At 69.5% G+C, this 24,245-nt stretch carries 22 protein-coding genes and 8 pseudogenes; 12 read left to right on the top strand and 18 right to left on the bottom strand.

All coding sequences use genetic code 11. The annotated features are described in order from the left end of the window. Positions 1 to 7 precede the first annotated feature (7 nt). Positions 8 to 280 (bottom strand): annotated as a pseudogene (locus ACWV17_RS27700) (mycothiol transferase); the annotation flags it as partial. 198 nt (positions 281 to 478) lie between these two features. Between ACWV17_RS27700 and ACWV17_RS27695 the strand changes: the two are divergent. After that, positions 479 to 1,721: pseudogene (locus ACWV17_RS27695) on the top strand (IS256 family transposase). Positions 1,722 to 1,725: 4 nt separating this feature from the next. Here the strand turns inward: ACWV17_RS27695 and ACWV17_RS27690 are convergent. From ACWV17_RS27690 to ACWV17_RS27680, 3 genes are all read right to left on the bottom strand, one after another. Further along, complete coding sequence (locus tag ACWV17_RS27690; protein ID WP_455361818.1) at positions 1,726 to 1,974, bottom strand: mycothiol transferase; 249 nt, start codon at positions 1,972 to 1,974, stop codon at positions 1,726 to 1,728. A gap of 93 nt (positions 1,975 to 2,067) precedes the next feature. Continuing rightward, complete coding sequence (locus tag ACWV17_RS27685; protein ID WP_455361817.1) at positions 2,068 to 2,274, bottom strand: hypothetical protein; 207 nt, start codon at positions 2,272 to 2,274, stop codon at positions 2,068 to 2,070. Positions 2,275 to 2,297: 23 nt separating this feature from the next. Beyond that, entirely contained in the window at positions 2,298 to 2,516 is a 219-nt protein-coding gene (locus ACWV17_RS27680; protein ID WP_455361816.1) for a hypothetical protein, read from the bottom strand. Between the two features lie 39 nt (positions 2,517 to 2,555). On the opposite strand from ACWV17_RS27680, the pseudogene ACWV17_RS27675 reads away from it, so the two are divergent. Together ACWV17_RS27675 and ACWV17_RS27670 are read left to right on the top strand one after the other, a co-directional pair. Next, positions 2,556 to 2,672 (top strand): annotated as a pseudogene (locus tag ACWV17_RS27675) (hypothetical protein); the annotation flags it as partial. Between the two features lie 27 nt (positions 2,673 to 2,699). After that, positions 2,700 to 2,810, top strand: a pseudogene (locus ACWV17_RS27670) (IS5/IS1182 family transposase); the annotation flags it as partial. A 65-nt stretch (positions 2,811 to 2,875) separates the two neighbouring features. On the opposite strand, the gene ACWV17_RS27665 reads toward ACWV17_RS27670, so the two are convergent. The 5 genes from ACWV17_RS27665 to ACWV17_RS27645 form a co-directional block, all read right to left on the bottom strand. Next, positions 2,876 to 3,532: a class I SAM-dependent methyltransferase gene (locus ACWV17_RS27665; RefSeq protein WP_455361815.1), complete on the bottom strand. Its 657-nt coding sequence runs from the start codon at positions 3,530 to 3,532 to the stop codon at positions 2,876 to 2,878. A gap of 121 nt (positions 3,533 to 3,653) precedes the next feature. Next, the gene (locus tag ACWV17_RS27660) at positions 3,654 to 4,076 is read right to left on the bottom strand and encodes an SMP-30/gluconolactonase/LRE family protein (RefSeq protein ID WP_455361814.1); all 423 of its coding nucleotides are present in this window, start codon (positions 4,074 to 4,076) and stop codon (positions 3,654 to 3,656) included. 277 nt (positions 4,077 to 4,353) lie between these two features. After that, positions 4,354 to 4,539, bottom strand: a complete 186-nt coding sequence (locus ACWV17_RS27655) for a hypothetical protein (RefSeq protein WP_455361813.1) — start codon at positions 4,537 to 4,539, stop codon at positions 4,354 to 4,356. 112 nt (positions 4,540 to 4,651) lie between these two features. Then, on the bottom strand, positions 4,652 to 5,095 hold the full coding sequence (locus ACWV17_RS27650; protein WP_455361812.1) for a hypothetical protein: 444 nt from the start codon (positions 5,093 to 5,095) through the stop codon (positions 4,652 to 4,654). Positions 5,096 to 5,640: 545 nt separating this feature from the next. After that, entirely contained in the window at positions 5,641 to 6,300 is a 660-nt protein-coding gene (locus ACWV17_RS27645; protein WP_455361811.1) for a lysophospholipid acyltransferase family protein, read from the bottom strand. A 443-nt stretch (positions 6,301 to 6,743) separates the two neighbouring features. On the opposite strand from ACWV17_RS27645, the gene ACWV17_RS27640 reads away from it, so the two are divergent. Continuing rightward, positions 6,744 to 7,439 carry a CPBP family intramembrane glutamic endopeptidase gene (locus ACWV17_RS27640; RefSeq protein ID WP_455361810.1) on the top strand — a complete coding sequence of 232 codons (696 nt, stop codon included), beginning with the start codon at positions 6,744 to 6,746 and terminating at the stop codon, positions 7,437 to 7,439. An 870-nt stretch (positions 7,440 to 8,309) separates the two neighbouring features. Here ACWV17_RS27640 and ACWV17_RS27635 read toward each other — a convergent pair. Together ACWV17_RS27635 and ACWV17_RS27630 are read right to left on the bottom strand one after the other, a co-directional pair. Next, a complete protein-coding gene (locus tag ACWV17_RS27635) occupies positions 8,310 to 9,677 on the bottom strand; it encodes a pyridoxal phosphate-dependent decarboxylase family protein (protein WP_455361809.1) in 1,368 nt (455 codons plus the stop codon). Positions 9,678 to 10,065: 388 nt separating this feature from the next. Then, positions 10,066 to 10,434, bottom strand: a complete 369-nt coding sequence (locus ACWV17_RS27630; protein ID WP_455361808.1) for a hypothetical protein — start codon at positions 10,432 to 10,434, stop codon at positions 10,066 to 10,068. A gap of 657 nt (positions 10,435 to 11,091) precedes the next feature. Here ACWV17_RS27630 and ACWV17_RS27625 point away from each other — a divergent pair. Next, complete coding sequence (locus tag ACWV17_RS27625; protein WP_455361807.1) at positions 11,092 to 11,499, top strand: hypothetical protein; 408 nt, start codon at positions 11,092 to 11,094, stop codon at positions 11,497 to 11,499. Positions 11,500 to 12,654: 1,155 nt separating this feature from the next. Here the strand turns inward: ACWV17_RS27625 and ACWV17_RS27620 are convergent. The 3 genes and pseudogenes from ACWV17_RS27620 to ACWV17_RS27610 all read right to left on the bottom strand — a co-directional run. Further along, complete coding sequence (locus ACWV17_RS27620) at positions 12,655 to 13,521, bottom strand: MaoC/PaaZ C-terminal domain-containing protein (protein WP_455361806.1); 867 nt, start codon at positions 13,519 to 13,521, stop codon at positions 12,655 to 12,657. A gap of 29 nt (positions 13,522 to 13,550) precedes the next feature. Continuing rightward, a pseudogene (locus ACWV17_RS27615) lies at positions 13,551 to 13,724 on the bottom strand (flavin reductase); the annotation flags it as partial. Beyond that, positions 13,712 to 14,008, bottom strand: a pseudogene (locus tag ACWV17_RS27610) (VOC family protein); the annotation flags it as partial. The pseudogenes ACWV17_RS27610 and ACWV17_RS27615, both read right to left, overlap by 13 nt. Before the next feature lie 463 nt (positions 14,009 to 14,471). Here ACWV17_RS27610 and ACWV17_RS27605 point away from each other — a divergent pair. Next, the gene (locus ACWV17_RS27605; RefSeq protein ID WP_455361805.1) at positions 14,472 to 15,389 is read left to right on the top strand and encodes an IclR family transcriptional regulator; all 918 of its coding nucleotides are present in this window, start codon (positions 14,472 to 14,474) and stop codon (positions 15,387 to 15,389) included. Between the two features lie 319 nt (positions 15,390 to 15,708). Here ACWV17_RS27605 and ACWV17_RS27600 read toward each other — a convergent pair whose 3' ends face one another. The 3 genes from ACWV17_RS27600 to ACWV17_RS27590 form a co-directional block, all read right to left on the bottom strand. Then, positions 15,709 to 16,224 (bottom strand): flavin reductase family protein, encoded by a 516-nt coding sequence (locus ACWV17_RS27600; RefSeq protein WP_455361804.1) that lies wholly within the window; start codon positions 16,222 to 16,224, stop codon positions 15,709 to 15,711. A 332-nt stretch (positions 16,225 to 16,556) separates the two neighbouring features. Further along, a complete protein-coding gene (locus ACWV17_RS27595; RefSeq protein WP_455361803.1) occupies positions 16,557 to 16,784 on the bottom strand; it encodes a hypothetical protein in 228 nt (75 codons plus the stop codon). 1 nt (position 16,785) lies between these two features. After that, positions 16,786 to 17,922: a Rieske 2Fe-2S domain-containing protein gene (locus ACWV17_RS27590; protein WP_455361802.1), complete on the bottom strand. Its 1,137-nt coding sequence runs from the start codon at positions 17,920 to 17,922 to the stop codon at positions 16,786 to 16,788. A gap of 389 nt (positions 17,923 to 18,311) precedes the next feature. Between ACWV17_RS27590 and ACWV17_RS27585 the strand changes: the two genes are divergently transcribed. The 3 genes and pseudogenes from ACWV17_RS27585 (at position 18,312) to hsaA (ending at position 20,481) form a co-directional block, all read left to right on the top strand. Further along, complete coding sequence (locus ACWV17_RS27585; RefSeq protein ID WP_455361801.1) at positions 18,312 to 18,869, top strand: VOC family protein; 558 nt, start codon at positions 18,312 to 18,314, stop codon at positions 18,867 to 18,869. Positions 18,870 to 18,997: 128 nt separating this feature from the next. Continuing rightward, positions 18,998 to 19,192: pseudogene (locus ACWV17_RS27580) on the top strand (fatty acid--CoA ligase family protein); the annotation flags it as partial. Positions 19,193 to 19,311: 119 nt separating this feature from the next. After that, complete coding sequence (gene hsaA, locus ACWV17_RS27575) at positions 19,312 to 20,481, top strand: 3-hydroxy-9,10-secoandrosta-1,3,5(10)-triene-9,17-dione monooxygenase oxygenase subunit (protein WP_455361800.1); 1,170 nt, start codon at positions 19,312 to 19,314, stop codon at positions 20,479 to 20,481. 42 nt (positions 20,482 to 20,523) lie between these two features. Here hsaA and ACWV17_RS27570 read toward each other — a convergent pair. After that, a pseudogene (locus ACWV17_RS27570) lies at positions 20,524 to 21,717 on the bottom strand (RNA-guided endonuclease InsQ/TnpB family protein); the annotation flags it as partial. 17 nt (positions 21,718 to 21,734) lie between these two features. Here ACWV17_RS27570 and ACWV17_RS27565 point away from each other — a divergent pair. The 3 genes from ACWV17_RS27565 (at position 21,735) to ACWV17_RS27555 (ending at position 24,190) form a co-directional block, all read left to right on the top strand. Beyond that, positions 21,735 to 21,941, top strand: a complete 207-nt coding sequence (locus ACWV17_RS27565) for an Arc family DNA-binding protein (RefSeq protein WP_455361799.1) — start codon at positions 21,735 to 21,737, stop codon at positions 21,939 to 21,941. A 219-nt stretch (positions 21,942 to 22,160) separates the two neighbouring features. Continuing rightward, positions 22,161 to 22,598 (top strand): nuclear transport factor 2 family protein, encoded by a 438-nt coding sequence (locus ACWV17_RS27560; protein WP_455361798.1) that lies wholly within the window; start codon positions 22,161 to 22,163, stop codon positions 22,596 to 22,598. Between the two features lie 35 nt (positions 22,599 to 22,633). Further along, a complete protein-coding gene (locus tag ACWV17_RS27555) occupies positions 22,634 to 24,190 on the top strand; it encodes an FAD-binding protein (RefSeq protein ID WP_455361797.1) in 1,557 nt (518 codons plus the stop codon). Positions 24,191 to 24,245 lie beyond the last annotated feature (55 nt).

Here is a 24,245-nt window from a genome sequence, read left to right as displayed (position 1 = left end):
TGGGCGATCACCGTCCAGCGGTGGTGCCGGCTCCATCGAGCGCTTCCCGGATGATGTCCGCGTGTCCGGCATGCTGGGCTGTCTCTCTGATCAAGTGCAGCAGGATCCGACGTGCAGACCAGTGGACGGTCTCCGGAGGGGACCACGGAGTCCGGGGAAGGGGCACGCTACAGTCGAGGTCCGGCAGGGCAACAACGGATTCCCAAGTCCTCTCAGCGGCAGCGGTGTACTGCTCCAGCAGCCCACCGAGCGTCTCGCCTTCGACCATGCGGTACTGCTCCATGTCGAGCATGCCCTCCGGCAGTTCTCCGTCTCCCTTGATGGTGTCCCGCGTGATGGTGCAGGCGATCACCGTGCGGGTGTGCGCGGGCGGGTGCCCGGGGCGTGCATCCGGTGACAGCCTCCGCTCCCTGCACATGGGGCAGGCCACCGTGCAAATCTCCCTGGTTAACGGCAAGTTCAACCCGGGAGGTGCCCGATGGCCTTGTCCCAGTCTGACCTACAACGCCTGCTGGAGTCACTACGCACGGCGGACGGGATCGGGCTCGTCCGCAACGTCGCCGAGCGCATGCTGCAGGAGCTGATCGAGGCCGAGCTCAGCGGCCGGATCGGTGCCCAGTGGAACGAGCACACCGAGGATCGCACCGGCTACCGCAACGGCCATCGCGACAAGACTTTCGCCACGCAGGCCGGCGATCTGGACCTGGCCATCCCGAAGCTGCGCAGCGGCAGTTTCTTCCCCAGCTTGCTGGAACGGCGCCGCCGCATCGACCAAGCCCTGTACGCGGTCATCATGGAGGCGTACGTGCACGGGGTGTCCACCCGCTCGGTCGACGACCTGGTCAAGGCACTCGGCACGGACAGCGGCATCTCCAAGAGCGAGGTCTCACGGATCTGCGGTGACCTGGACGAACAGCTCACGGTCTTCCGCGGCCGACCCCTGGATCACAGTCGTTTCCCCTACCTCTACCTGGACGCGACCTACTGCAAGGTGCGCGTGAACCACCGGATCGTGTCCCAGGCCGTGGTCATCGCCACCGGCATCAGCGAGGACAGCGGCCGCGAGGTGCTCGGCGTGATGGTCGGGGACAGTGAGACCGAGGCGTTCTGGAGCGAGTTCCTGCGCTCTCTGCGCGAACGCGGCCTGGGCGGGGTCCGCCTGGTCATCTCCGACAGTCACAGCGGCCTGGTGGCCGCGATCCGCAAGGTCATGCTCGGCGCCGCCTGGCAGCGATGTCGTGTCCATTTCCTGGAATGTGCTCTCCGTGATACCCAAGGGGTCCGGGGAAATGGTCGCGGCGACCATCCGCACCATCTTCATCCAGCCCACCGCCGAAGCCGTCCACCACCAGCTCGATACCGTGGCCGACATGCTCGGGCAGCAGTTCCCCAAGGTCAGGCAGATGCTCCTGGACGCCAAGGAGGACCTGACCGCCTTCGCGGCCTTCCCCATCTCCCACTGGAAGAAGATCCAATCCTCAAATCCCCTGGAACGGATCAACCGCGAGATCAAGCGCCGCACCGACGTGGTGCAGGTCTTCCCCAACCCGGCCGCCCTCGAACGGCTGGTCACCGCCGTGCTCAGTGAGATGCACGACGAATGGATCGCCTTCCCCCGCCGCTACCGCTCCGAAGCCAGCATGACGGCCATCTACGCCGCCGAACACGCCGACCACACCACCCTCGCACTCCCCAACACCCCGAACGCTACGGACGATTGATCGCCTACACCATCACAAGGGACGTGACCTCTCCCTTGACCATGATCTGCGTCCACACCACCTCACCCCGGGTGAGGTGCTTGATGATCCCGCCCAGGGTGAGCCCGCTCACGGTCGTGCGCTCTGCGGCCTGGGCGTCGGTGACACCGCGCGCGGTGATCAGCAGCAACGCCCTCTGCTCCGCGAGCTCATGCAGCAGTTCACCGAGCTCGCCTGGAGGAAACAGGGCCGGGCTTCGCGACGAAGTGGTCATGGAACCGACCGTAAGGAGCATTTAGGCCAGCCGGTGTCCTCTTAGCCCCTCCCGCGAGGCTGAGCAGGCGGTTTCAGTCGCCGACCACCTCGCTCACGGAAAAGCACGGGCGGCGGCCTCGTCGAGGAGGTTCTTGCCGGTGGCGAACACGGGCGACGAGGGCCTGCAGGGCGAGGTAGAGGGCAGGGCGAGGTCGTTGACCGCTCGGGGACAGCCGCGCGAGGTGAGGGGGATCAGCATCAGGACGTCCCCGGTGACCAGCTGGTCCGGCTGCCCGGCGATCTTCAAGTGGCGGGCCACGCAGCTGGTTGTCCCGGCCGAGGTCACGCCCGGCATCGTGGAGCGCAGGCGGGCCGCTGCTCCAGCACGGCGAGGACGGCCAGCTTCATGGTGCGTTCCAGGGCGGGCCGGCCGACCAGCAGGCAGGCGGACGGACACTCCTGGCCCATGCCCTGACCGGTCAGCATGCGGACGGTTTCCAGCTCCTCGCAGGACAGCAAGTGGGCCCCGACCCGGGCCGCGTCCGGCTCTCCCGTGAGCACCAGGGCCTCCATGCATTGCCGGCCCTCGCGTTCAAGGCGATGAGCGAGGACAGCGCCCGCCACCAGGTCAACTCTGCCCAGGCCAAGCGGGGCAGGCCTGCGTACACGTCGAGGACACCAGCCCCCTCGCCCCCGCGGTCCGCAACATCGACCGACCGCCCGGAGTTCCTGGACCTGGTCACCGCCTGCCATGGCTTCGTCGTGCTGCCCCGCCGCTGGGTCGTCGAGAGATCGCTCGCCTGGTTGATGCACGCCCCCCGGCACGGGCGGGAGAACGAACGGCCGTCCAACACTCCGAAACCTCATCACCTGAGCCGCGGTCACGCTGATGGCCCGCCGCATCACCCGCGGTGCCAAGATCAGGATTCCGGCTTGCGGGCCATGAAGGTGGCGATCGTCCTTGTCAATCCTTCGCCGGGCTCCTCCACGAGTTGCGCGCTGACGACAAGCCCGCTCTGGCCCAGCATTTCCGCTATCCGGGCCGGCGGCATCAGGTGGGACTCATACGACACGGGATGGCCGCCGTAGGCCTGTGTGGGACGCCGAAGCTCGCCGTTTCCCACATGGCCGACCAACATCAGATGGCCACCGGGCATCAGAGTGCGATGGAATTCGGCGAACACGGTCGGCAGCGATTCCGGCGGCGTGTGATGAGTGGAGTAGTAGGCCAGGATGCCGCCGAGTTCGTCATTGTCGAGCTCCAGCGCGGTCATTGAGCCCACAATGAACCGCAGGTCCGGACAAGCCTCTCGAGCCAGTCCGATCATCTTCGGCGACACATCGATACCGAAGGCCGGCACCCCCAGCCCGGCCAGGTGCGCTGTCACCTTGCCGGGGCCACAGCCCAGGTCCGCGACTGGTCCTCGGCCAGCGGTCTGCACGAGTTCGGCGAACGCGGCCAGCATCGCGCGTGACAAGGGATCCAGCTCGGCGGGAGCCTTGACGCGTGCGGCGTAGGCGACGGCCACGGTGTCGTACGACTCCCGGACCGCGGCGAGGTAGGCGGGTTCAGTCACACCGCGAACCTAGACGAGAGCACCGACAGAGCACTGAGGGGCTCCAAATCCCAGCGACCACCATCGCGATGTGCGCCACACGGCGGCTCTGCCCTCTGTCCTGCAGTGCACCTCGGTCTTCCTACGGCCAGCCCGCTCCTGGGACGGCCACCTCAGTCGCAAGCACCTGGCCGGATCCCGCCGGGACCATTTCCGGTAGGTCGTCTCGCCACTCGGCTGCCACTACGAACAGTGTCTTCCCTGCCGGGCCGCCGAGCGTGCAGGCGAACCCGCCGCGGTCCAACTCGATGGTCTGCAGCACCCGGCCGCCCTCGGCCACGCGCACGCACCGCTTGTTGGGCACATCGGCGTACCAGACGGCATTCTCGGCGTCGACACAGATACCGTCCGGGGTGCCGTCGCCGAGGTCGGCCCACACCCGACGACGAGACAGCCCGCCATCCGCATCGATGTCGAAGGCCGCGAGGCTGTGACCATAGGAATAGATGGTTGACTGCGTCCACCGAGTCACCGCCGCTTCATTGATGTGCTCATCCGAGTCCATGCGGGCATCCTCGCGCGCGCCGACACCCTCCGCCACTACATATCGGGCATCTGCATCCCCCGGCGGCCGGCACCACATGTCCACCGAGGGAAAGAGCACCTCTGAGGAAAATCAGGGCTCTGTCCGCCGTTCCGTGCAGGCAGGCCGAGCAGCAGGCGGATGCGGGGTGTGAGCCGTCCGTGCGAGCGTTCATGGAACAGCAACGAGCTCCCCGTAGCGGGACCCACCGCCGTGCCCAGAACCCCCGCCGAAACACTTCGACGGGAATCCCTCCGTCTCACCCGCTATCAATGGTCGGCCCCTGACGGACACCGTGACGGTCCACTCGCTTGCCGGCGGTCCGCCGCGTCTCCGCGACCGCTGCGCGCCGCCAGCTCTCCACGGACGCGTACAGATGCGCGACGTCGGCCGGGGGCTGGGCCGTCGCGATCTCGGCAAGCAGCGGGGCGACTTCCTGGTTCACGCGGGCCTCTGCTACCCGCGCTGAGCTCCAGCAGGGAGGAAGCCCATGAGCCCCGTAGGAGAGCTTGGTCCCGGCCGGTGTCGACCGGGACCAAGCTGACTTTCGCGCTGGTTCAGCAGTTGCGGATGTACCAGACGGGAGTCCAGTCCTGGTCGTGGTCGTGAGGGTCGGGCGTGAAGGACTTCAGCACCCTGTTGTTCCCGTCGTAGAAGTACGAGCGGACGCCGCCGGTCTGGTTGTTGTAGTAGGCGCCCATACCGTTCCAGTTGGCCAGCGCGTACTTGTTGCAGCGGTAGAGGAAGAAGGTCTTCCAGCTTGAGGTTGTCGGGTCCCACACATGGGTGCAGAGAGTTCCGGTGGGGCAGTCGTAGGAACTGCCCGGGGCCCCGTGCTCGGTACGGACCGCCGGCGAGATCGTCGGAGCGACCGCGGCCGCGCCCAGAGCCGACGATGTCTGGAAGCCGGTGCCCGCGGGTGCGGGCGGCAGCGTCACCACGCGGCTGCCCTCGCGTTGGTTTGGTTGATCGGCGGCCTGGGCGAGCCCGGTAGCGGGCATGCCCATCAGCATCCCGAGGCAGGCGCCGACAAGTCCCATGCTCAAGCGCTTGAAGCGCATTCTGTCTGTCCCCCTGATAGCCGACAACACGCGGGAGGCAGCACAGTCCCACCCCCCGATCAGCGCCGACCCGGTAGTCGGCCCCCGTGCTGTACGCGAGCATGGCCATGCCAGATCGCGCCGCTACACCCTGGCCAGGCTGCATCGCTTACGTCAACAGCTCTGTATGAAGTAGAAGTTGGCGTTCCGTCTTATCGGAAAACGCCGGGGCCTCACCTTCACCTCGCTCGGCCCGGCGCGGGCTGCCCTGCCTCCGCCACATCGGCCCAGCAGCCTCCGGGCTGCTCCGGCCGGTGCTTGCTTGGGGTGAGGCATACCCGCGGAACACCGCCGCCGGACCGGCCGCAAAAGTCGGGGTCCAGGTCCACGGTGGCCGCCTGGGTGACGCCGTGAACGGTGAAGACGGTGGCCCAGGACGCGTCGTTGCCCTGAATGGCGAGGGCTTTGCGGGCAGCGTCGATGCAGAGCGATGCTTGGGGTGGCGATCAGGCCGCGAGCGCAGCGGGTTCGCCCAGGTGCTGGGCGGCGGTGCGCCAGGCAGCGGTGACAGCTTGGTGGGCGGCCACGCTCGCTGTCGCGATCTCGGCCGGCAGCTGGAGGGGAGAGCCGACGTGCACGTGCAGTCGGGGACGCCGGGCGGGGGCGGTGAGGAGCCCGGCCACCTGTTTGGTGCGGCTGCCGGAGGTGACCCGGCGGGCGCCGGCCTGGCCGATCGGAATGATGGGGGCGCCGGAGGCGGTGGCCAGGCGAGCGGGGCCGCTGCGGAAGGCTTCGGGGGCGGCTTCGGCGGCGTCTCTGCGGCAGGGAATGCGCCCCTCGCCGTAGATGAGTACGTGGCGGCCTGCTTCGAGCGCGGCGGCGGCCTTGTCCAGGGCGTCGGCCGCATGGGTGGTATGGCGGTGGACGGGGACATGGCCGTCGCGGTCCAGCAGGTACCGCAGGACGGGGATGCGCCACAGGCCGGCGGTGGCCAGGATGATGGGTTCGATGTCCATCCGGCGCAGCGCGGCCAGCACGATGCTGGGGTCCGCCAGGGAGGTGTGGTTGGCGACGAGGATGCCGGGGGCCGGGATGGTGGCCAGGTCGGCGGATGTCGTGAGGCGGCCTAGGGAGGGGACGATGGAGGCGGCGATGCGGCTGAGCACGGTACTCCTGCTGTTCGAGCGTCGAGGTGATCTTCATCGTCGCGCCGGGGCCGGCCGAAGGCCTGAGTCCGCGTACTTATCTCCCCCGGTGGTGCAGGGATCAGATGCTCAGCACGGGAGTCAACTTTGTCCGATACTTGAGTATTGCCGCGATCTGGCGGGTATCCACCGTGCCGCCGAGCGTCTGCTCGACGAGGTCACTGCGCGTTTCCCCAAGGCACGTGGCGCTGCACGGCCCCGTTCACGCGCTGGGCGTGGGCGGCCGCGATCGGCGAGGTCCAGCAGGCCGTCCGATTCCCTGCTCGTGCTCGCGGACCAGGCGGTCGGGACGGAGGGTCACGAAGGGGGCGCGCCAGGCTGTTTCCCGAGGTCAGGGGCCGTTCTGGCGACACACTGCCCACCACCCACCTGACAGGTGCCCGATCGACGATCCTGGAATCACCATGCGGATCTTCCTGGCCGTCGCCGTTCTCGTCGTCGTGAACGCGCTCAACAACCGGCTCGCACCCCAGTTGTACGTCCCCCTCTGCCTCGCCGCGACCGCGGTGATGATTCTGATTGCTCGCTGGGACCACGTCACGTGGGCCGACCTCGGACTCGGCAAGGCGATGCTCGGCCGCGGACTGCGATGGGGGCTGATCCTGGCCGGGGCAGTGCTGATCAGCTTCCTTGTGGCGTTGGCCGTACCGCTCACCCGCCCCTTGTTCCTGGATGAGCGTGCCGACGACTTGTCCGTGGGCCAGCTTCTGTTCCGGGTACTGATCCGCGTGCCGCTCGGCACCGTGCTGCTCGAGGAAGTCGCGTTCCGGGGCGTCTTGTGGGCCATGATCCAGCGGCGATGGGGCGCAGCCTGGGCAACGTCGGTCTCCTCGGTCCTGTTCGGCCTCTGGCACGTGCTTCCCTCGCTGGGCATCACCAGAGCCAACAACGCGATCGGGGCTGTCTTCGGCCACAGCACGCTCGGCGTCGCCATGTCAGTGACCGCGGCCGTCATCGGCACAGCAGCCGCCGGCGTGCTCTTGTGCGAGCTGCGCCGCAGATCCGGGAGCCTGCTGACACCCGCGGCACTGCACTGGGCCCTCAACGGGCAGGCGTACGCCCTCTCCTGGGCAGCAAACCGGTGGTGGGGCGCCGGTTGAGGCACCCAATCTCTACGGGTCGAGCGCCTCGACCGACGGCTGCAGCGACCCGTGCCTCCCGGGGAACCGCCTCGTAATGCTCGGAGACGTCGTCTGGCGTTCCTATTAGCCGTTCCTGCGGCAGCTCCACCGGCGCGCTGTCCGCGGTGCTGCCGCAGCGGCTGTACGGGCTCGGTGGTGTCGGCGACGGCGCGGGCGGGCAGCTCCAGCGAGGCCTCGAATTCGTACGTGACCTCTTCGGTGACGGTTAGCGCGACCGACACCGTGACGTCCTCGTCGTCCTGGTCGGCGTCCTGCTCCGCCTCGGGCTGTGGCCGGCTGACGTTGACCAGTGCGGTCGAGGGGAGTTGGACCGTGTCCGGTCCGCTCGCCGGGGCCAAGCGCAGGCGGGTGGAGCCACTGGCGGTGTCGTGGACAGCCTCCAGCACGGTGAGGACGGCGACGCCGCCGAGGACCGGGATCGTCGCTCAGGAGCAGGCAGAGCAGGCTCGGCCCTGAGTCGCCCGGGTCGTCGTCGTGCTCGGCCGAGTCCGGCAGGAAGTCGAAGCAGCCTCCGACGTCTCGCATGCGGCGGACCAGGTCCAGCAGGTCCCCAGGTAGCTGCGGGTGCAGTTCGCCCCACGCCTGCCGCAGGTCAGCGTCGGTGAGCCCGGGCAGGGCGGCCGAGGCGGGTTCGAAGTCGCACAGGCTTTATCGACTCACGACAGCAGTTGCTCGTGACTGCGGGAGGCACCTGCCGCGCCGGGATGTCGATGTCGACCAGAACGGGAGGCGGTACACCGCAGCGGCTGGCGTGACGGCGTCGCCGTCATGCCGTTCCCGGCCTCGTTCACGCGGCTGGGAACGGACACCCGCGCCGTCCGGGGTGCGTCAGGCGCTGGACGATGCGCGCTGGATCGCGTCGAGAGCGCGCGTGACGTCGTCGTCGGTCGTCGACCAGTTGCTCACCGAGATCCGCATGACCCGACGGCCGTGCCAGGTGGAGCCGCTGATCCACGCCGTGCCCTCGTCGAGCAGCCGATTGACTGTCCGTTCCGTGCGTTCGTCGTCGCCGAACTCGGCGCAGACCTGCGTGAACACCACGTCGTTGAGAACTGTGGCGCCGTCGATCCCGGCGAGGCCCGTGGCAAAGACGGAGGCGTGCCGGCACAGCCGCTCGACGAGGTCGGCCACACCCGATCGCCCGAGGGAGCGGAGAGCGGCCCACACCGTGAAGGCTCTGCCGCGCCGGGAAAGCTCGGGAACCTTGTCGATGGGATCGCCGTGTTCGGCATGTATGAGGTAAGCGCCATGCAGGCCCATGGCTGCACGGACCGCTGCCGGGTCGCGCATGATGGCGAGGCCGCAGTCGTAGGGGACGTTCAGGGTCTTGTGGGCATCGGTCGCCCAGGAGTCGGCGTCCGAGCAGCCCACCGTCAAGTGTGCGTAACGGGGGGAGGCGGCCGCCCATAGTCCGAAGGCGCCGTCGATGTGCACCCACGCACCGGCGTGGTGAGCGGCACCGATCGTCTCCACGAAGGGGTCGAAGGCGCCGGAGTGGATGTCTCCGGCCTGGAGGATCACGATCGTGGGGCTCTGCGCGCCGAACGCCAGGGCGCGCCTCAGGGCGTCCGGCTGGACACGTCCCTGATCGTCCACGTCCACGAGTTCGGGTTCGCCCAGCCCGAGATAGCGAAGTGCCAGGTCGATGGCCATGTGGCGGTCCTTGCCTGCCACGACGCGCAGGGCTGGTCCACCGACGAGTCCGTCGCGGACGACGTTCCACCCGGTGCGCCCCAGCACCGCGTCACGCGCGGCGGCGAGGCAGGTGAAGTTGGCCATCGTGGCACCTGTGGTGAAGCCGACAGCACTGTCGCTCGGGAGGCGCAGCAGGTCGAGCAACCACGTGCCGGCGATGTCCTCCACCGCCGTATAGGCGGGCGCGACGGCGCGCATGACGCAGTTCTGGTCCCAGGCACTGACCAGCCAGTCCGCGGCCAGCGCGGCCGGTTCGGTGCCACCGACGACGAACCCGTAGAAGCGGCCACTGGGAAATGCGGTGAGCCCCGGCTCACACGCCGTGGCCAGCAGGTCGACGACATCGGCGGGCGGGCTCGGGCCGCCGGGCAGGTCGGCGCCGAGCGCGTTTACGATCTCCTCGACCGAAGCGCGTGCGGGGACCGGGCGATCGGACAGGCTCGCCAGCCAGCGGACCGCATGGCCATATGCCTGGAGGAGCGCCGCCTCGCGCGCGTCCATACCTCGGACTATGGGACAGTCGCCGCCTCGGCGCAAGCCACGGGTGCGCCGCCGCACACGGCTGCGGCGCACCGGGCTGGGGCGTCTGCCAGTCGAGGCCGACAATGTCGCGGATCTTCAGGTCCTGCCGGATCACCTGGGCGCCGTCGGCGACGCGGCTGTCAGGGCGCTTTCCCGGCGACGGGCAGTGCTGTCCATCGTCATAGAACGGCTCGTTGCAGGGCGCTGAAGTTCCTCCCGAACTGCTGTAGAAACGCTGCTCCTCGTCACCCACAGAGCCACGGACCGCGCGCCTGGTCGAGGGCGACTTTCTCGGCGGTCGTGAAGTGGTCAACGGTGGTGCGCATGGTGGCTCCTCGGTGAGGGCCCTCGGGCGGCGGGCGGGTGGTCAGTCGGCGGGCAGGAGCTGGTTGCCCGTGCGCCGCCAGCAACCAGCCGGAGCGCGGTCGGCTCGCATCCCGTGGCCGTGGGAGGCAGCGGGCATGGAGTGGCCGTCGGCGCAGACGTAGCGGCACGCCTTGAGGTGCCGCCGGGCGAGGTCGCTGGTGGGCGGGTACGGCTGCAGCGAGGCGAAGCGGTGCCGGGTGCCGGTGCGTTCCCGGATCGGGTCGCCGGGGGCGTAGTCGGTCGCCTGGACCCTGACGACGTTTCGGCTGTGGTCTCCCAGCCGAGCGTTTTGCGTGGGCGGCCAGCTGCCGGCGCTGACGCTGCTCTTCGGCGAGCTGCCGGGTGAGCTGGGAGCGGTCGATGTGGGCATCCACTGCTTCAAGGACCAGGCGCTGGAGCTCGGCCGGTTCAAGAGCTTCGACTTCCCATTGGACGGGCCGATCGACGTCGAAGCCGTATCGTCGCGCGAAGGCCGGCCAGCGGGGGTCGTCCCGTTTGCCCGCGGTCGCGCGCGGGAAGTTCGCAGGCCTGAGTCTGTTCGCAGGTGAGGACGATGCCCTCGACCTTCGACCAGCAGCTGGTGCGGGCGACCCAGTCACGTTCGATGTCGGCGCCGGAGCAGTCGAAGTCTTATGCGCCGTCTGGGCATGCCCCCAACCCGGCCCAAGACTCCGACGACATCAGCATGCCCACCGGGCCCGAACCCCTGCACCGCCTGCTCGCGCGTGAACGACACCGGAACCGGCCCGTGGGGAGGCCGGGGCGCCGGCGGGGGCGTGACCGCCCGCGCCAGGAGCCGCAGACCCACCGGCCCGTCGGCCACCGCCCGGGCGGCACCTTTTACCAACATCAAATGCCGGCGTCAAGCCACGTATAGCGGTGGCATGACGCAACCTTCCCCACACGGTTTATTTGAAGCACGGCCCCACCAGAAAAACCCCCAAGAAACACGAGGCCGAAATGAATACCCGCCTTTCCCCGCGGGACCAATTCATCTAATACCCGACATGCCGAATGGAGAATTCCGATGACCCAGCGTTCCTCCTCCCGCCGCATCGTGCTCGCCGCCGCCACCCTCGCCCTCGCCGGCGGCGGACTCGCCCTCCCGGCCACCGCCATGGCCGCACCCGCCCCGCAGCACGCCGTCACCCTCACCCCCATGGACGACAGCGCCGACGGCGTCGGCTCCAGCGGCGATGCCACCGCCGAGACCAACACCGCCGGCGGTGACGCCAGGACCGGCAGCGCCACCTCCGGCAGCAACAACGGCTGCGGCATCGAGTGCACCACCGGCGACGCCACCAGCGGTAATGCCGACGCCAGCGCCATCAACACCGGTGACACCATCGCATCCTCCGGCGACGTCGACGCCAAGGGCGGCATCGTCGACAAGAAGCAGTTCAAGGAAGACCTCAAGAAGAAGCTCGGCAAGTAAAACCCCCAACCCCGCCGGCCCCCCCTCGGGCACACAACCCGGGGGGCCGGCCACACACAAACGGCGGATACCGCAGAAGGCCCCCAACCTTCCGCGGCATCCGCCGCCCACACCTCAGGACCTACTCAGGCGTCGCCGCCCGTCGCCGTACCGCCCGTCGCCGTCGCATCCCCACTGACAGCCGTCGCATCCCCGTCATTGAGCGCATCCGCACTCGCATCCCCACTGACCGCAGCACCCGTCACGATCACACACCACCCCGTACATGAACCCACCCCACCCGACGCAGCATCACCACTGATCGCCGTACCACCCGACGTCGTGATACTCGCCGCCGCATCACCACTGGCCGCCAGCGCATCCGCACTCGCAGCACCCCCCACACCACCCTTACCGTCCTTACCGTCCCCGTCCTTACCGTCCTTGGCCAGGGCGTCCCCACGCACCTTGACCGCCTGCATCACACCCTCAGCAAACACATCCTCACTACGGACCGTGCTACTACTGCCCACACACCACCCCGTACACCCACCCACACCCTCAGCCACATTCACACTCCCCCCACACAAACCCCGACACCCGTCAACAACCCCACCCCGCTCCACCACCGGCGCCGCCACCGCCACCCCCGACAACGCCACACCACCACCCGCCAACATCACCACAGCCGCCGCCCGCACCACACCACGAACCCACACACCCGCACCCATCACAAACCACCACACCTCTCCACACACACGCGCCCAACGCGCCCAACACCCGGAACCAGAAGCCCCACCCCACCCACCAACCCGACAACCACCCCAAACCAGACACTACCCCCCACACCCCACCACACCCACCAACCCCACCCACCCCGGCGCGCCACCCACCCACAACACCGTCGTCGGGTCACTCGCGGGCGTCGGCAATGTCGATGTCAACGTGCCGGAGAAGTTGCACCCGACCTCAGATCATCCGATCTGGAACCGGAGTAACACCCAGGAAGGAGTCGCGAGCGAGGGACCACGGCGCGTAGCACCGGCGCGCAGCATGCCCGGCTTCGCCGCGCTGTACGCGGTAGGCACCGAACGGGCAAGCCTGGACTGTCATGGCGATGGCAGGAGGTGCGGCGGCCGGGGGGCAGGCACCCTCTTCCTGCCCCCGGCCGCCGGGTCAGCGGGCGGTGAGGAGGGTGTCGGTGAGCACCGGCGCGTCGTCGCGGTCCGCCGCGGTGACCCGAAGCCGGTGGCTGCGGGTGGCGGGATCGGACCAGACCCTGATCCGCAGGGTCTCGCCTGGGAAGAACACTCCCGCGAAGCGGGTGCGGCAGCCGGCGAGGGCGCTGGTGTCAGCGTCCAGGAAGCGATCGGTGACCGCCTTGACGACCATCCCGAAGGTGCACAGCCCGTGCAGGATGGGCCGGTCGTAGCCGGCCTCCCGGGCCACGGCTGGGTCGGCGTGCAGCGGGTTCCAGTCCCCGGTGAGCCGGTAGAGCAGCGCCTGCTGGGGCAGGGTCGGCAGCTCGATCACCCGGTCCGGCTTCCGGTCGGGGTCGGGCATGTGGCCGGAGGGGCCGCGGTCGCCGCCAAAGCCGCCCTCACCGTGCACGAAGATCTGGTTGCGCTGGGTGAGCAGCGGCTCCTTGTCCTGGTCGAGGAGCGTGGACTCCTGGACGAGGACGGCCGCCTTGCCCTTGTCGTAGACGTCGGTCGCGCGGGTGACGGCGGTCGCCTTCGCCGCGGCCGGCAGCGGCCGGTGCACGGTGACGTCCTGGCCGCCGTGCAGCACCTTCGCCAGATCGACGTCCACACCCGGCAGGTCGAAGACCTGGAAGCCGACGCCCGCCGCCACCACCCCGAACAGCGGCAGGACCTTCAGGCCCTGGACGTGCCGCTCGTAGACGTAGCGCAGCTCGTTCGGGTGGGTCTCGGGGACGCCCGCGCCGAGCGCAAGGTGGTACAACCGCACATCGCGGTCGTCCCACGAGACGTCGGTAAGGATCGGCGGCGCCGAGAGGAGCTTCTGCACATCGATGGGCATCAGGAGGCCTCCACGGCATAGTTGGGGAGCACCAGTGGGGGGTTGAGGGAGAGTGAGGCGAAGGACTGGCAGGCGAGGCCGATGGGGGCGCCGTCGGGGTCGGTGGCGGCCACGATGGTGATGCCGCTGGCGAAGCGTCCGAGGACGTCGCGGAAGACGGCGGCCTCGACGGGGCTCTGGACGGGGCCGGTCAGCCGTTCCACTGGTGGCCCCAGAAGCTGTCCGCGGTGATCTCCTTGGCGACCCAGGTGGCGGGGTCGACGACCAGCCCGTCCCAGCCGTACTCGACCTGGAAGCCGCCGGGCGCCTGCGCGTAGAAGGACACCATGTGGTCGTTGAGGTGCCGGCCGAGGGTGGAGGCGATCGGGATGCCCGCGGTGTTCATCCGGTCCAGACAGAACCCGACGTCGTCCAGGGTCTCCAGCTCGACCATGAAGTGCACGATGCCGGGCGGCAGCGCGCCCGGGTACAGACCCAGGCTGTGGTGACGGCCGTTGGGGCTGCGCGAGGGTGGTCAGGAAGGCGCGGAGTCCTTGGTGGGCTTCGGCGCCGCGTTGAACCGGTCGAGCCGCAGGCCTTGGTGATCTCCTTGACCACGGCGTAGAAGAGGGCCGGGTGGGCGGCGTGGCCGCCGTACGCCCTCGGCTGGAGGAGCCGGAAGAGCCCGGTCCTTGCGCAGGCTTTCGGCCTCGGCAGCGCGCTCGCGCAGCACCCGGGGCGAGCCCCCGGACGGCGGTGAGGACCTCGTGGCTCATGGCGTCCCCTCTCGGGTCGTGATGCGAGGTACGAAAGTGCCGCGAATCTATGGGTTTTTGTTTCGAAACGAAATAGACCCTTCCCGCTGAGCGGGAACCGTGGCAACCTCTCGGCAGGACCGCGAACGTGGCCGAAACCATGCCGTTCGTTTCGTCTCCCCCGCCGAATTCCTTCGCCTCCCGCAGGAGTCGCCGATGACAGCGCAGCCCATTCAGCAAGCCGGTCCCGCCGTCCAGCCACCGCCTTCGCTGTTGGAGAAAGCCGCCCTCGTCCTCGGCGCCTTTCAGGGCTCGACGCCCCGGCTGACGCTCACGGAGGTGGTGCGCCGCTCCGGGTTGTCCCGCTCGTCCGCGCACCGCATCCTCGACCAGCTGGTGCAGCTGGGCTGGCTTGATCGCGACGGTCGGGACTATCGCCTCGGTATGCGGATGCTGGAGCTCGGTGCGATGGCGTCGCACCACAATCGGCTGCGGCGGACCGCGCTGCCGCATCTGCACGCGCTGCACGAGAAGTTCGGGCACGTGGTACATCTCGCCGTGATCGACGGACCTGAGGTGGTCTATCTGGAGCGGATCGGGGGCGCGGCCGTCTCCTCGGTGCCGTCCCGGATGGGCGGCCGGCAGCCTGCGTACTGCACAGGCACCGGCAAGGCGATCCTGGCGTTCAGCGACGAGGCGCTGGTGGCCGAGGTGCTGCGGTCCGGGCTGCGCCCGCGCACCCCGTCCACGATCACCCGGCCTCAGTCCTTCCGGGAGGAGCTGGCGCGCATCCGCGAGCGCGGCGTGGCCTTCGACCGGGAGGAGGGCTTCCGGGGAGTGGCGTGCGTGGCGGCTCCGCTGCGCGGCGCAGGCCGGGCGATCGCCTCGATCTCGGTGTGCGGGAATGGCGTGCATCGCGAGCTGGAGCGGATGGCACCGACGGTGCTGGGCGCGGCGCGGGCGGTGTGGCGTGAGCTGTACGGGCCAGGACGAGCGGCCACGGCCCGTAAGGCTTCGCGTGGCACCACACGGACCGGGGACGCGACGACGAGTGGTACCGCCGACGAGCCGGCCATGGACCCGCCTCAGCTGGACACCTTGATGTCCTGGATGCGCTTCGCCGAGTGGATGTGAGGCGGATCAGTCGATCAGAGGCAGCGAGTGCCGGTGTAGACGGCGGGCATGCACCGGTTGCAGCGGTGCAGGAGTTGACATGGCCGAAGTGAAGCTCCACGGCGTCGAATCCGAATCGATCGCGATGTGCGCCTCGGCGTGGGTCGCGTCGGGCAGCCGCCGCAGCGGTACATCCCTACCGGGGGAGGACGCAGTAGGACACGGTCGTCGTGCCGACACTTCCGGCGGCCGGGCGCCGGAGGTACGCGATGAGTTGAGTTCGTCGGTGTCGAGGTCGTAGGGCGCCACGCCGCCGAGGATGACCGCCCGTGCCGTCGGGTCAGGAGTATGTGATCTCGACCTGATCGGTGAGGGGCACGGCCTGGCAGGCCAGGACGTATCCCTCGGCGATGTCCTGGTCGTCCAGGACATCGTTGCGGAGCATCCTCACCTCGCCGGCCACGATTCGGCAGGTACAGGCGCTGCACCCGCCTTCCCGGCAGGAGTACGGGGCCTCCACTCCCGCGGCCAGGAGTACGTCGAGCAGCGGTGTGCCCGATGGCCAGGCGACCGTGTTGGTATCGCCGTCGAGTTCCACCTCCGCCGTGCTGCCGCCCTCGGCCGGCGCGCTCTCCACCACGGCCGGTGCTTCAAGGACATCGCCCCCGAGGGAGAGGAACCGCTCCCGGTGGATCCGGCCGCCCGGCACGCCGAGCGCGCGCAGCGCCTGCTCGGCGGCGTCCATCAACGGCCCTGGGCCGCAGACGTACGCCTCGCGGTCGGCGTACGGGGTGAGCGCGGCGGTCAGCCGGTCCGGGGTGGGCAGGCCCTGGAGCGTCTCCAGCCAGTGGATCACCTGCAGCCGGTCCGGGTGGTCAAGTGCTCTTCGCGGTTGGCGTAGAGGAGCACCAGTCGGCCCTGCCCCGCCGCCAGGGCCGACTTGGCGATGGACAGCACCGGGGTGATGCCGCTCCCCCGGCGAGGAGCAGCAGGTCGCGGTCGAGGGAGTCCGGGGTGACCTTCATCGGCTCGCCGGTGTGCGGTGAGCTGGCGAGGGAGTAACAGCGGGCGGCCGGCTTCCCGTTCGTCCCGGGCAGTTTCAGGGTGAGGAACATGCGCGTCGGCCGTCTCGGCGATCACTTCGGTGACGCGCAGCGCAGCCGGTGCGTACGCGGCCCGGTCGTCGGCTCAGGCATCGGCGATATCCAGAGTGCCCTCATCGACCGCGCGGTCGATGCTCAACCGCAGCGCCCGGCAGGTCCGTATCCGTGCGCTGGTCTCGCCGTCGGCCACCTGGGAGCGGATCTCCGGGCAGACGAGGGCCGCGTCGGCGGTCCACTGGACGGAGGTGTGAGCCATGCTGAACTTCTCGCACAGGACCTGGTTGCCGCAGGTCGCGCACTCCACCGGCTGCATGTCAGGCTCCGGTCTCCGTCTTGAGGCGGGCCAGGTTCTGCGCGACCTCGGCACGCCAGGCGGCGTTGGCCCGCTCGGTGTCGATCTCGAACTCGAAGCGCTGGACCATCTCGTCCTTGACGTCGGCGGCGTCCACGTAGAACTGCTCGTACCAGCGCCGCAGTTGGTAGACGGGCCCGTCCTCCTCGGTGAGCAGCGGATTGTCGATCCTGGTCTTGTTCTTCCAGATCTCGACGTCCTGCTCGAAGCCGACGGCGAGCCCCTCGGAGGTGATCCGGGCGGTTGCGGCGGCCTGCTCGTCCGTCATGCCGGGGAGTTTCTTGACGATCGCCCCGTACTGGAGGAGGAAGCTGTTCTCGTCAATCGGGTAGTGACAGTTGATGAGGACCATCTCCATGTCGACACCGGCGCCCACGTCGGTCCACAGGTAGTCGATCATGTAGGAGGGACCGTAGTACGAGGCGTCGGAGCGCAGGGGAGCGCTGAGTGTGCCCATGTCCTGGTCGCCGCGCGGGTCGCTCTGCATGTACTGGGTGGCGACGTGCCCCTCGAAGACGTTCTTGAAGTACGTCGGGAAGGAGTAGTGGACGTAGTAGAAGTGCGCCATGTCCACGACGTTGTCGACGATCTCGCGGCAGTTGGAGCCTTCGACGCGGAGCGTCTTCCAGGTCCAGTCGCTCCACTCGTCGCTGAAGACGCCCTCGATCCTGGGGATCGTCACGTCCGGCGGCGGCGGGTTGCCCTGCGGGTCGTTCCAGACGAAGAGCTGCTTGTTCTCCTCGAGTGTCGTCCATGCGCGGGTCTTGGCCCGGGGCGGGACGCGGCGCGCGTACGGGATGTCCGCGCAGCGGCCGTTGCCCGCCCAGCGCCAGTCGTGGAACGGACAGGCGACGGTGTCGCCCTTGACGGTGCCGTGGGCAAGGTTCCCGCCCATGTGCGGGCAGTAGGCGTTGAGGACGTGCAGGGCGCCGTCGTCCTCGCCCGCGAAGACCACCAGCTTGGTGCCGAACGCCTCGATCTCGTGCGGCTTTCCGTCACGGAAGCTGTCGGCGAGGCCGAGACAGTGCCAGCCCCGGGCAAAGCGGGCGGGCGGCTTGCCCGCTTCGATGACACGGACCTCATCGTTGAGAGCAGTCATGTTCCCTCCAGTGTCGGCTCTGTGCGGTGTGCGGCTCTGTGCGGCGAGTTCGAGTTGCGGGGCATCATCACCTCAGGTGAAGGAGGGACACCGAGTCGCCGAGGTCCACGCCCATCCTCCGCTGCGTGACGGGGGACGACAGGCCGAGGCTAAGCCGCGCCCGTCGCCGGCCGGGAGCGCGAATTCCCGCTGACCGGGAAAGACGCGGGGCGCCCCTTCGCGGGGCGCAGTGGGCGCGCCAGTACACGGCCGGACACCCGGGCGGATCTGCTGTGACGCTCAACTCGCACCTCCCGCCAGCGCGCGATCCACTGCTAACGTGCCAAACGAACGTTTGGTGAAGGGTCTATCCCTTTCCCAACCGGCCATGACATGAACGGAACCCATCCATGCCCATCCACCGGCTGAACCACGCAGTCCTCTTCGTCTCCGACCTGGCACGCAGCACGGCCTTCTACTGCGACGTCCTCGGTTTCCGGTCGCTGCCGCAAACGTTCCCCGGAGCCGCCTTCCTCCAGGCGGCGGGCTCCGCCAACGACCATGACCTCGGGCTGTTCCAGTCCCCGGTGCCCGGATCCGGGCACCGCACCGGGCAGGTCGGGCTCTATCACCTGGCGTGGGAGGTGGACACCCTGGCCAAGCTCCGCCGGACGCGGACCCGGCTGGCCGAAGCCGGGGCGCTGACCGGGGCGAGCAACCACGCCTCCACCAAGGCCCTCTACGCGCGCGACCCGGACGGCATCGAATTCGAGGTGTGCTGGCTGGTCCCCGACCAGGCGGTGGCCGGGGAACTCGCCGCCATGGCCTCCCCCGCCCTGCCCCTCGACATCGACGCCGAGATCGCCGCGTACGGTGCGGACACCCCCGGCGGTCCCCGCACCGATCACGCCGTGTGGCAGCGGGTCTTCGCCGCGGCGCGGTCCGGCTCCGCCTCACGGTCCGACTGACCCCGGCCCCGCTCACAGCTGTCCGCCGCCTGCTCAGCAGGTGGCGGCATGCGCCCCGCCGCGTACAGTCCTTCGACGACGGAGCCGTCCTCGCGGAGGACCCGGGCCGCGTTGTGGTCGGCTTCTTCACCGCCTACGGGCTCAGCGAGTCGTCTGGGGTGGTTTCCATCTGCCCGTCGACGCCGACGCCCACACCCTCGCCCACACCGCCGGGCCCCATGATCGGCTATCTCGACGACCCTGAGGCCACCGCCCAGGCCATCGACGCGGACGGCTGGCTGCACACCGGCGATGTCGGGGTGCTCGACGAGCGCGGCCATCTGTGTACCCGTGCGGCTCGGTCGTTTTCCGGCGGGCGGAGAATTGTTCCAGTACGCCGAGGACGCCGAGGCGTACGGTCCTGGCCGTGTCCTGGCCGTATCACGACCCGAGAGGGGACGCCATGAGCCATGACGAGGTCCTCGCCGCCGTTCGGGGGCTCGCCCCGGTGCTGCGCGAGCGCGCCGCCGAGGCCGAGGAGCTGCGCCGGGTACCCGACGACTCGATCAAGGAGATCGAGGAGACCGGGTTCTTCCGGCTGATGCAACCCAAGGCCTACGGCGGCTACGCGGCCGACCCCGTGATCTTCTACGAGGCGGTCAAGGAGATCGCCAAGGCCTGCGGCTCCACCGGCTGGGCCACTTCCCTCCTCGGCGTCAGTCCCTGGCACGTGGCACTCTTCGCAGCCGAGGCGCAGGAGGAGGTCTGGGGCGAGAACCGCACCACCCGGATCGCCTCCTCCTACGCCCCGACCGGGAAGGTGACCCATGCTGACGGAGGCTTCCGGCTCTCCGGCCGCTGGCGTTTCTGCGCCGGCTGCGACCATGCCGGCTGGGCGCTGCTCGGCGGCCTCGTCGTGGGCGAGGACGGGGTGCCGGCTGATATGCGCACCTTCCTGGTGCCGAAGGCCGAATACGCCGTCGACCCGGTCTGGGACACCGTGGGCCTGCGCGGCAGCGGCAGCCACGACATCGTGGTCGAGGACGCGTTCGTGCCGCGGCACCGGGCGCTCAGCTTCGGCCCGGTGATCGCCCTGCGCGGCCCGGGTCAGGAACTCAACGACGAGCCGCTGTACCGAATGCCGTACGCGGCCGTGTTCAGCGCCGCGATCTCCACCCCGATCGTGGGCATCGCCGACGGGGCGTACGCGTCCTGCATCGAGGCCACCAAGCAGCGGTTCCGGGTTTCCTACGGGCAGAAGGTCGCCGAGGACCCCTTCGCCCAGGTGCGCATCGCCCGCGCGGCCGGCGACATCGACGCCAGTTGGCTGCAACTGACCCACAACATCGCGGAGTTGTACGCCCTCGCCCGGCGCGGCGGCGAGATCCCGATGGAGCTACGCGCCCGCGCCCGCCGCGACCAGGTGCTCGCCACCGAGCGCGCGGTCGCCGCCGTCGACCTGTTGATGGAGAACGCCGGCGGCAGCGCCATGCGCACCGGCCCCGACCCCGTCCAGCGGGCCTGGCGCGACGCGCACACCGGCCGCGGCCACGCCGCCAACGAACCCGAGCGGGCGCTGATGCTGTTCGGCCGGATGTCCCTCGGCCTCGACATCCAGACCACGGAGCTTTGACTCCTCCCCCGCCTGGGGGCGGGGGATTCCTGGCTCACGTCGCCTGCGGACCGGCGGTCCGTCAGGTCTTACACGGTCAGCACCAGCCGGGTTGAGACCAGCCCGGACCAGCATCACGCGTGCGGAGTTCTTGTCCCTGGGGGATACGGCTCCGCACGCGGTGCAGGCGTAGGTACGTTGCGACAGCGGCAGTGCGTGCTTGGTTCTCGCTCCGCACTGCGCGCAGTCCATCGTGGTGTGCGCGGGGTGCACCAGGTGCACGATGCGCTGGTGCTTGCGCGCCATGTTGATCAGCTCGCGTTTGGTCGCGGAGATCGCCGCGTCGGCGGCCTTGCGCGCCATGGTGGTCTTGGCGAGGAACTTCGGCCGGAAGTCCTCCACCGCGATCTGGTCGTGGTCGCGGACTACGGACTTGGCCCACTTGCGGCCGGCGTCCTGCCGTTGCCGGGCAACTTTCTTGTGCAGCTTCGCCGTTTGCCGTTTCGCCTCGCGGTAGCCCTTCGATCCGGGCTTGCCTTTCGGGGGCCTGCGGCGGGACATCATCCGCTGGTAGTGCGTGAGCTTGGCGGCTGACTTCTTGCCGTGCTCGGCGTGGGGGAGGTCGTGGCTGTCGCTGGTGGTGGTCGCGGTCTCCTTCACGCCCCAGTCGATGCCGATCACCGCCCCCGCCTCGGGCAGCGGCTGGGATTCGGTGGGAACGACGAACGAGGCGTACCAATGCCCGAGGCTGTCGCGGTAGATGCGGACGCTCGTGGGGTCGGCCGGAAGTTCCCGAGACCACACCACCGTCAGCACAATGCCGCCCGCGAGGTGCAGCTTCCCGTCCCTGAGCCGGAAGCCGCGCCGGGTGTAGTTGAGCGTCGGGTCGGCCTTGGATTTCTTCTTGTGCTTCGGCATCCCGGCCCGCTGCCGCATCGGCAACCGGGCCTTGATGTCCTTCAACGCTTTGGCGCGGGACTTGGCGAAGTCGCGTATGAGTTGCTGTTGCGGAACCGAGCTGCCCTCACGCAGCCAGGCGAGGCTGCTGCGGGCGTCGGTCAGCATCTTGTCCAGCCGGGCCGGACCGCACTTCTCGTCTTCCTGGTGGGCCTTCTTCGACCGGGCGGCGCACTCGTTCCAGATCCACCGGCACCGGTCCCACTCGCACAGCAGTGCGGTGAGCGCGGTGGATGACACGCGCAGGCGGTAGGTGTACCGGGCGTACCCGGCCTCCTCCGCTTTCCTCGGCGTCGCCATGATGCCACTATAGCATCATGATCCGTTTCTCTCTCAGGCTTCCCGATGAACTCCACGACCGGCTGACCACTCAGGCGGCCACCGATCGGCGGTCTGTCAACTCCGAGATCCTGCACCTGTTGGAGGTCGCCCTCAGCGCCACCGCGGTGGAGGCCGAATCGCCCGGCGGCGATTCCGCTACCCCTGCCCCGCTACGCGGGACGCCGGATTCCTCCCCCACCTGAAAGTGGGGACGTCCTCCGGTTACCAGGTGACGCGGTCCTACCGGTGGCGGTCCTCGCACGGGTCCACCGAGGGCGGCCGTTACCAGCCCTAGTGCGGCCCGGAACCCGGCTCGGGAAAGCATTCTCCCGCTCTGCGGGAACCCGCTGTGGCCACAATCCGTGGGGTGGGCCAAGACTGCTGCTCCCGACCTGCCGACACGACCGGGAGTAGTGATCCGGATGAATGACCAGCTCGCCCTGCGCCGATTGGTGGACGCCTATGCGTTCGCTCTGGACGGCCGGGATGCCTCCCGCTTCACGGAAATCTTCGTCCCCGAGGGGCGGCTGGTCGCACACCAGCCCGACGGCGCCCTGATGTGGGAGCGCAGCGGTGCGCAGGAGCTGGTGAAGATGTTCGACGACCTCTCCGTCTTCGACCGCACCTTCCACCTGGTCGCCAACCACGTCGCCGAGGTCGACGGCGACACCGCGACTGGCACCACGTACTGCCTGGCCCACCACTACACCGCCGGCTCGGTCGGCAGCAGCACCGACCTGGTCGTACCGGTCCGCTACGAGGACACCTACGCGCGCACCGCCGGCGGCTGGCGCATCGTCACCCGCACCGTGCGCGCCCAGTGGTACGAGAGCCGCGCCTTCCTGGCTCTCGGCGCATGACCCGCACCACCGACCAACCGCAGCGGAGGGACGAGATGACGAACACGGACCAGACATGGGACCAGGAGTGCGACGTCCTGGTCGTGGGCTCCGGCGGCGGCGCGCTCACGGGCGCGTACGGCACGGCGGCCCGCGGACTGGAGACCCTGGTCATCGAGAAGACCGGCTCCTTCGGCGGCACCACCGCCTACTCCGGCGCATGCCTGTGGCTGCCCGGCAACCAGGCCCAGGCACGTGACGGGGTGACGGACTCCGCCGGCCTCGGCCGCACCTACTTCCGGGCCGTGGTCGGCGACGCCACCGACCACGCACTCCAGGACACCTACATCGACGGCGCCGCGGAGACCGTCGCCTTCCTCGAGGACAACCCGCACCTCCGCTTCGAGCACCGGCCCTTCCCGGACTACTACCCGGCGCCGGGGCGCTCGGAGACCGGCCGCGGCGTCTTCCCCGTCGACCTGCCCGCGCCCGACGGCCCGCACGACCTGCTCGACGCGGTACGACCTCCCGCCTGGGCCGAACGCCTGGGCCTGCCACCGGCCGAGGGGCCGCTCACCGACGGCCGGGCCCTCATCGGCCGCCTGCTGCTGGCCCTGGAGTCCACCGGCAACGCCCGCACCCTGCGGCACACCGCCCTCACCCACCTGGTCACCGAGGACGGCCGCGTGGTGGGCGCCGAGGCCGCGCACGACGGCCGCACCCTGCGGATACGTGCCCGCCGCGGAGTCCTGCTCGCCGCGGGCGGCTTCGAGGCCAACGCCGAGCTGCGGCGCGACTGGCAGGGCCTGCCCGGCGCCGACTGGACGATGGGCGCACCCGGCGGCAACACCGGGGACGCGATCACCGCCGCGGTCGAGGCCGGAGCTGCCACCGACCTGCTCGACCAGGCCTGGTGGTGCCCCTCGCTGCGCTTCCCGGACGGCTCGGCCGCCTTCACCCTCGGCCTGCGCGGCGGCATATTCGTCGACGGCTCCGGCCGCCGGTTCGCCAACGAGTCGCTGCCGTACGACCGGATGGGCCGCCAGATGCTCGCGGCCAAGGCGGGCACCTCGCCCGACAACCCGGTGTGGTGGGTCTTCGACGACCGGTTCGGCAGTGAACTGCCCGGCATCACCGTCGTCCCTGCGGACCGGCAGGCCTTCACCGAGGCCGGACTGTGGCGCACCGCCGACACCCTGGACGGTCTGGCGCAGCGGATCGGCGTCGACGACGAGGCGCTGCGGAGAACCGTGCGGACCTACAACGGCTACGCGGCGGACGGCGTGGACGCGGACTTCCATCGCGGCGAGGACGTCTACGACCGCTTCTTCGCCCAGGGCGAGGGCGCCAACCCCTGCCTGGTGCCGATCGAGAAGGGCCCGTTCCACGCTGTGCAGATCGTCCTCGGCGACCTGGGGACCAAGGGGGGCGTGCGGACCGACACCCGTGCCCGGGTGCTGCGCGAGAACGGCACCCCGATCCCCGGCCTGTACGCGGCCGGCAACACCACCGCCTCGGTGTCCGGCCCCCACTACCCGGGCCCCGGCGCGCCGATCGGCTCCGCCATGGTCTTCGGCCACATCGCCGCCGCCGACCTGGCGGGGGCGGGGTGAGCCGTCCGACAGGAACGCACGAGCGCGACGCGCGCTCGCTGTTGTACCTGCTGCT

The sequence above is a fragment of the Streptomyces mabaensis genome, assembly GCF_053763515.1.
Note: the sequence above shows the minus strand (reverse complement) of the source record. Positions and strands in the feature narration are given on the sequence as shown.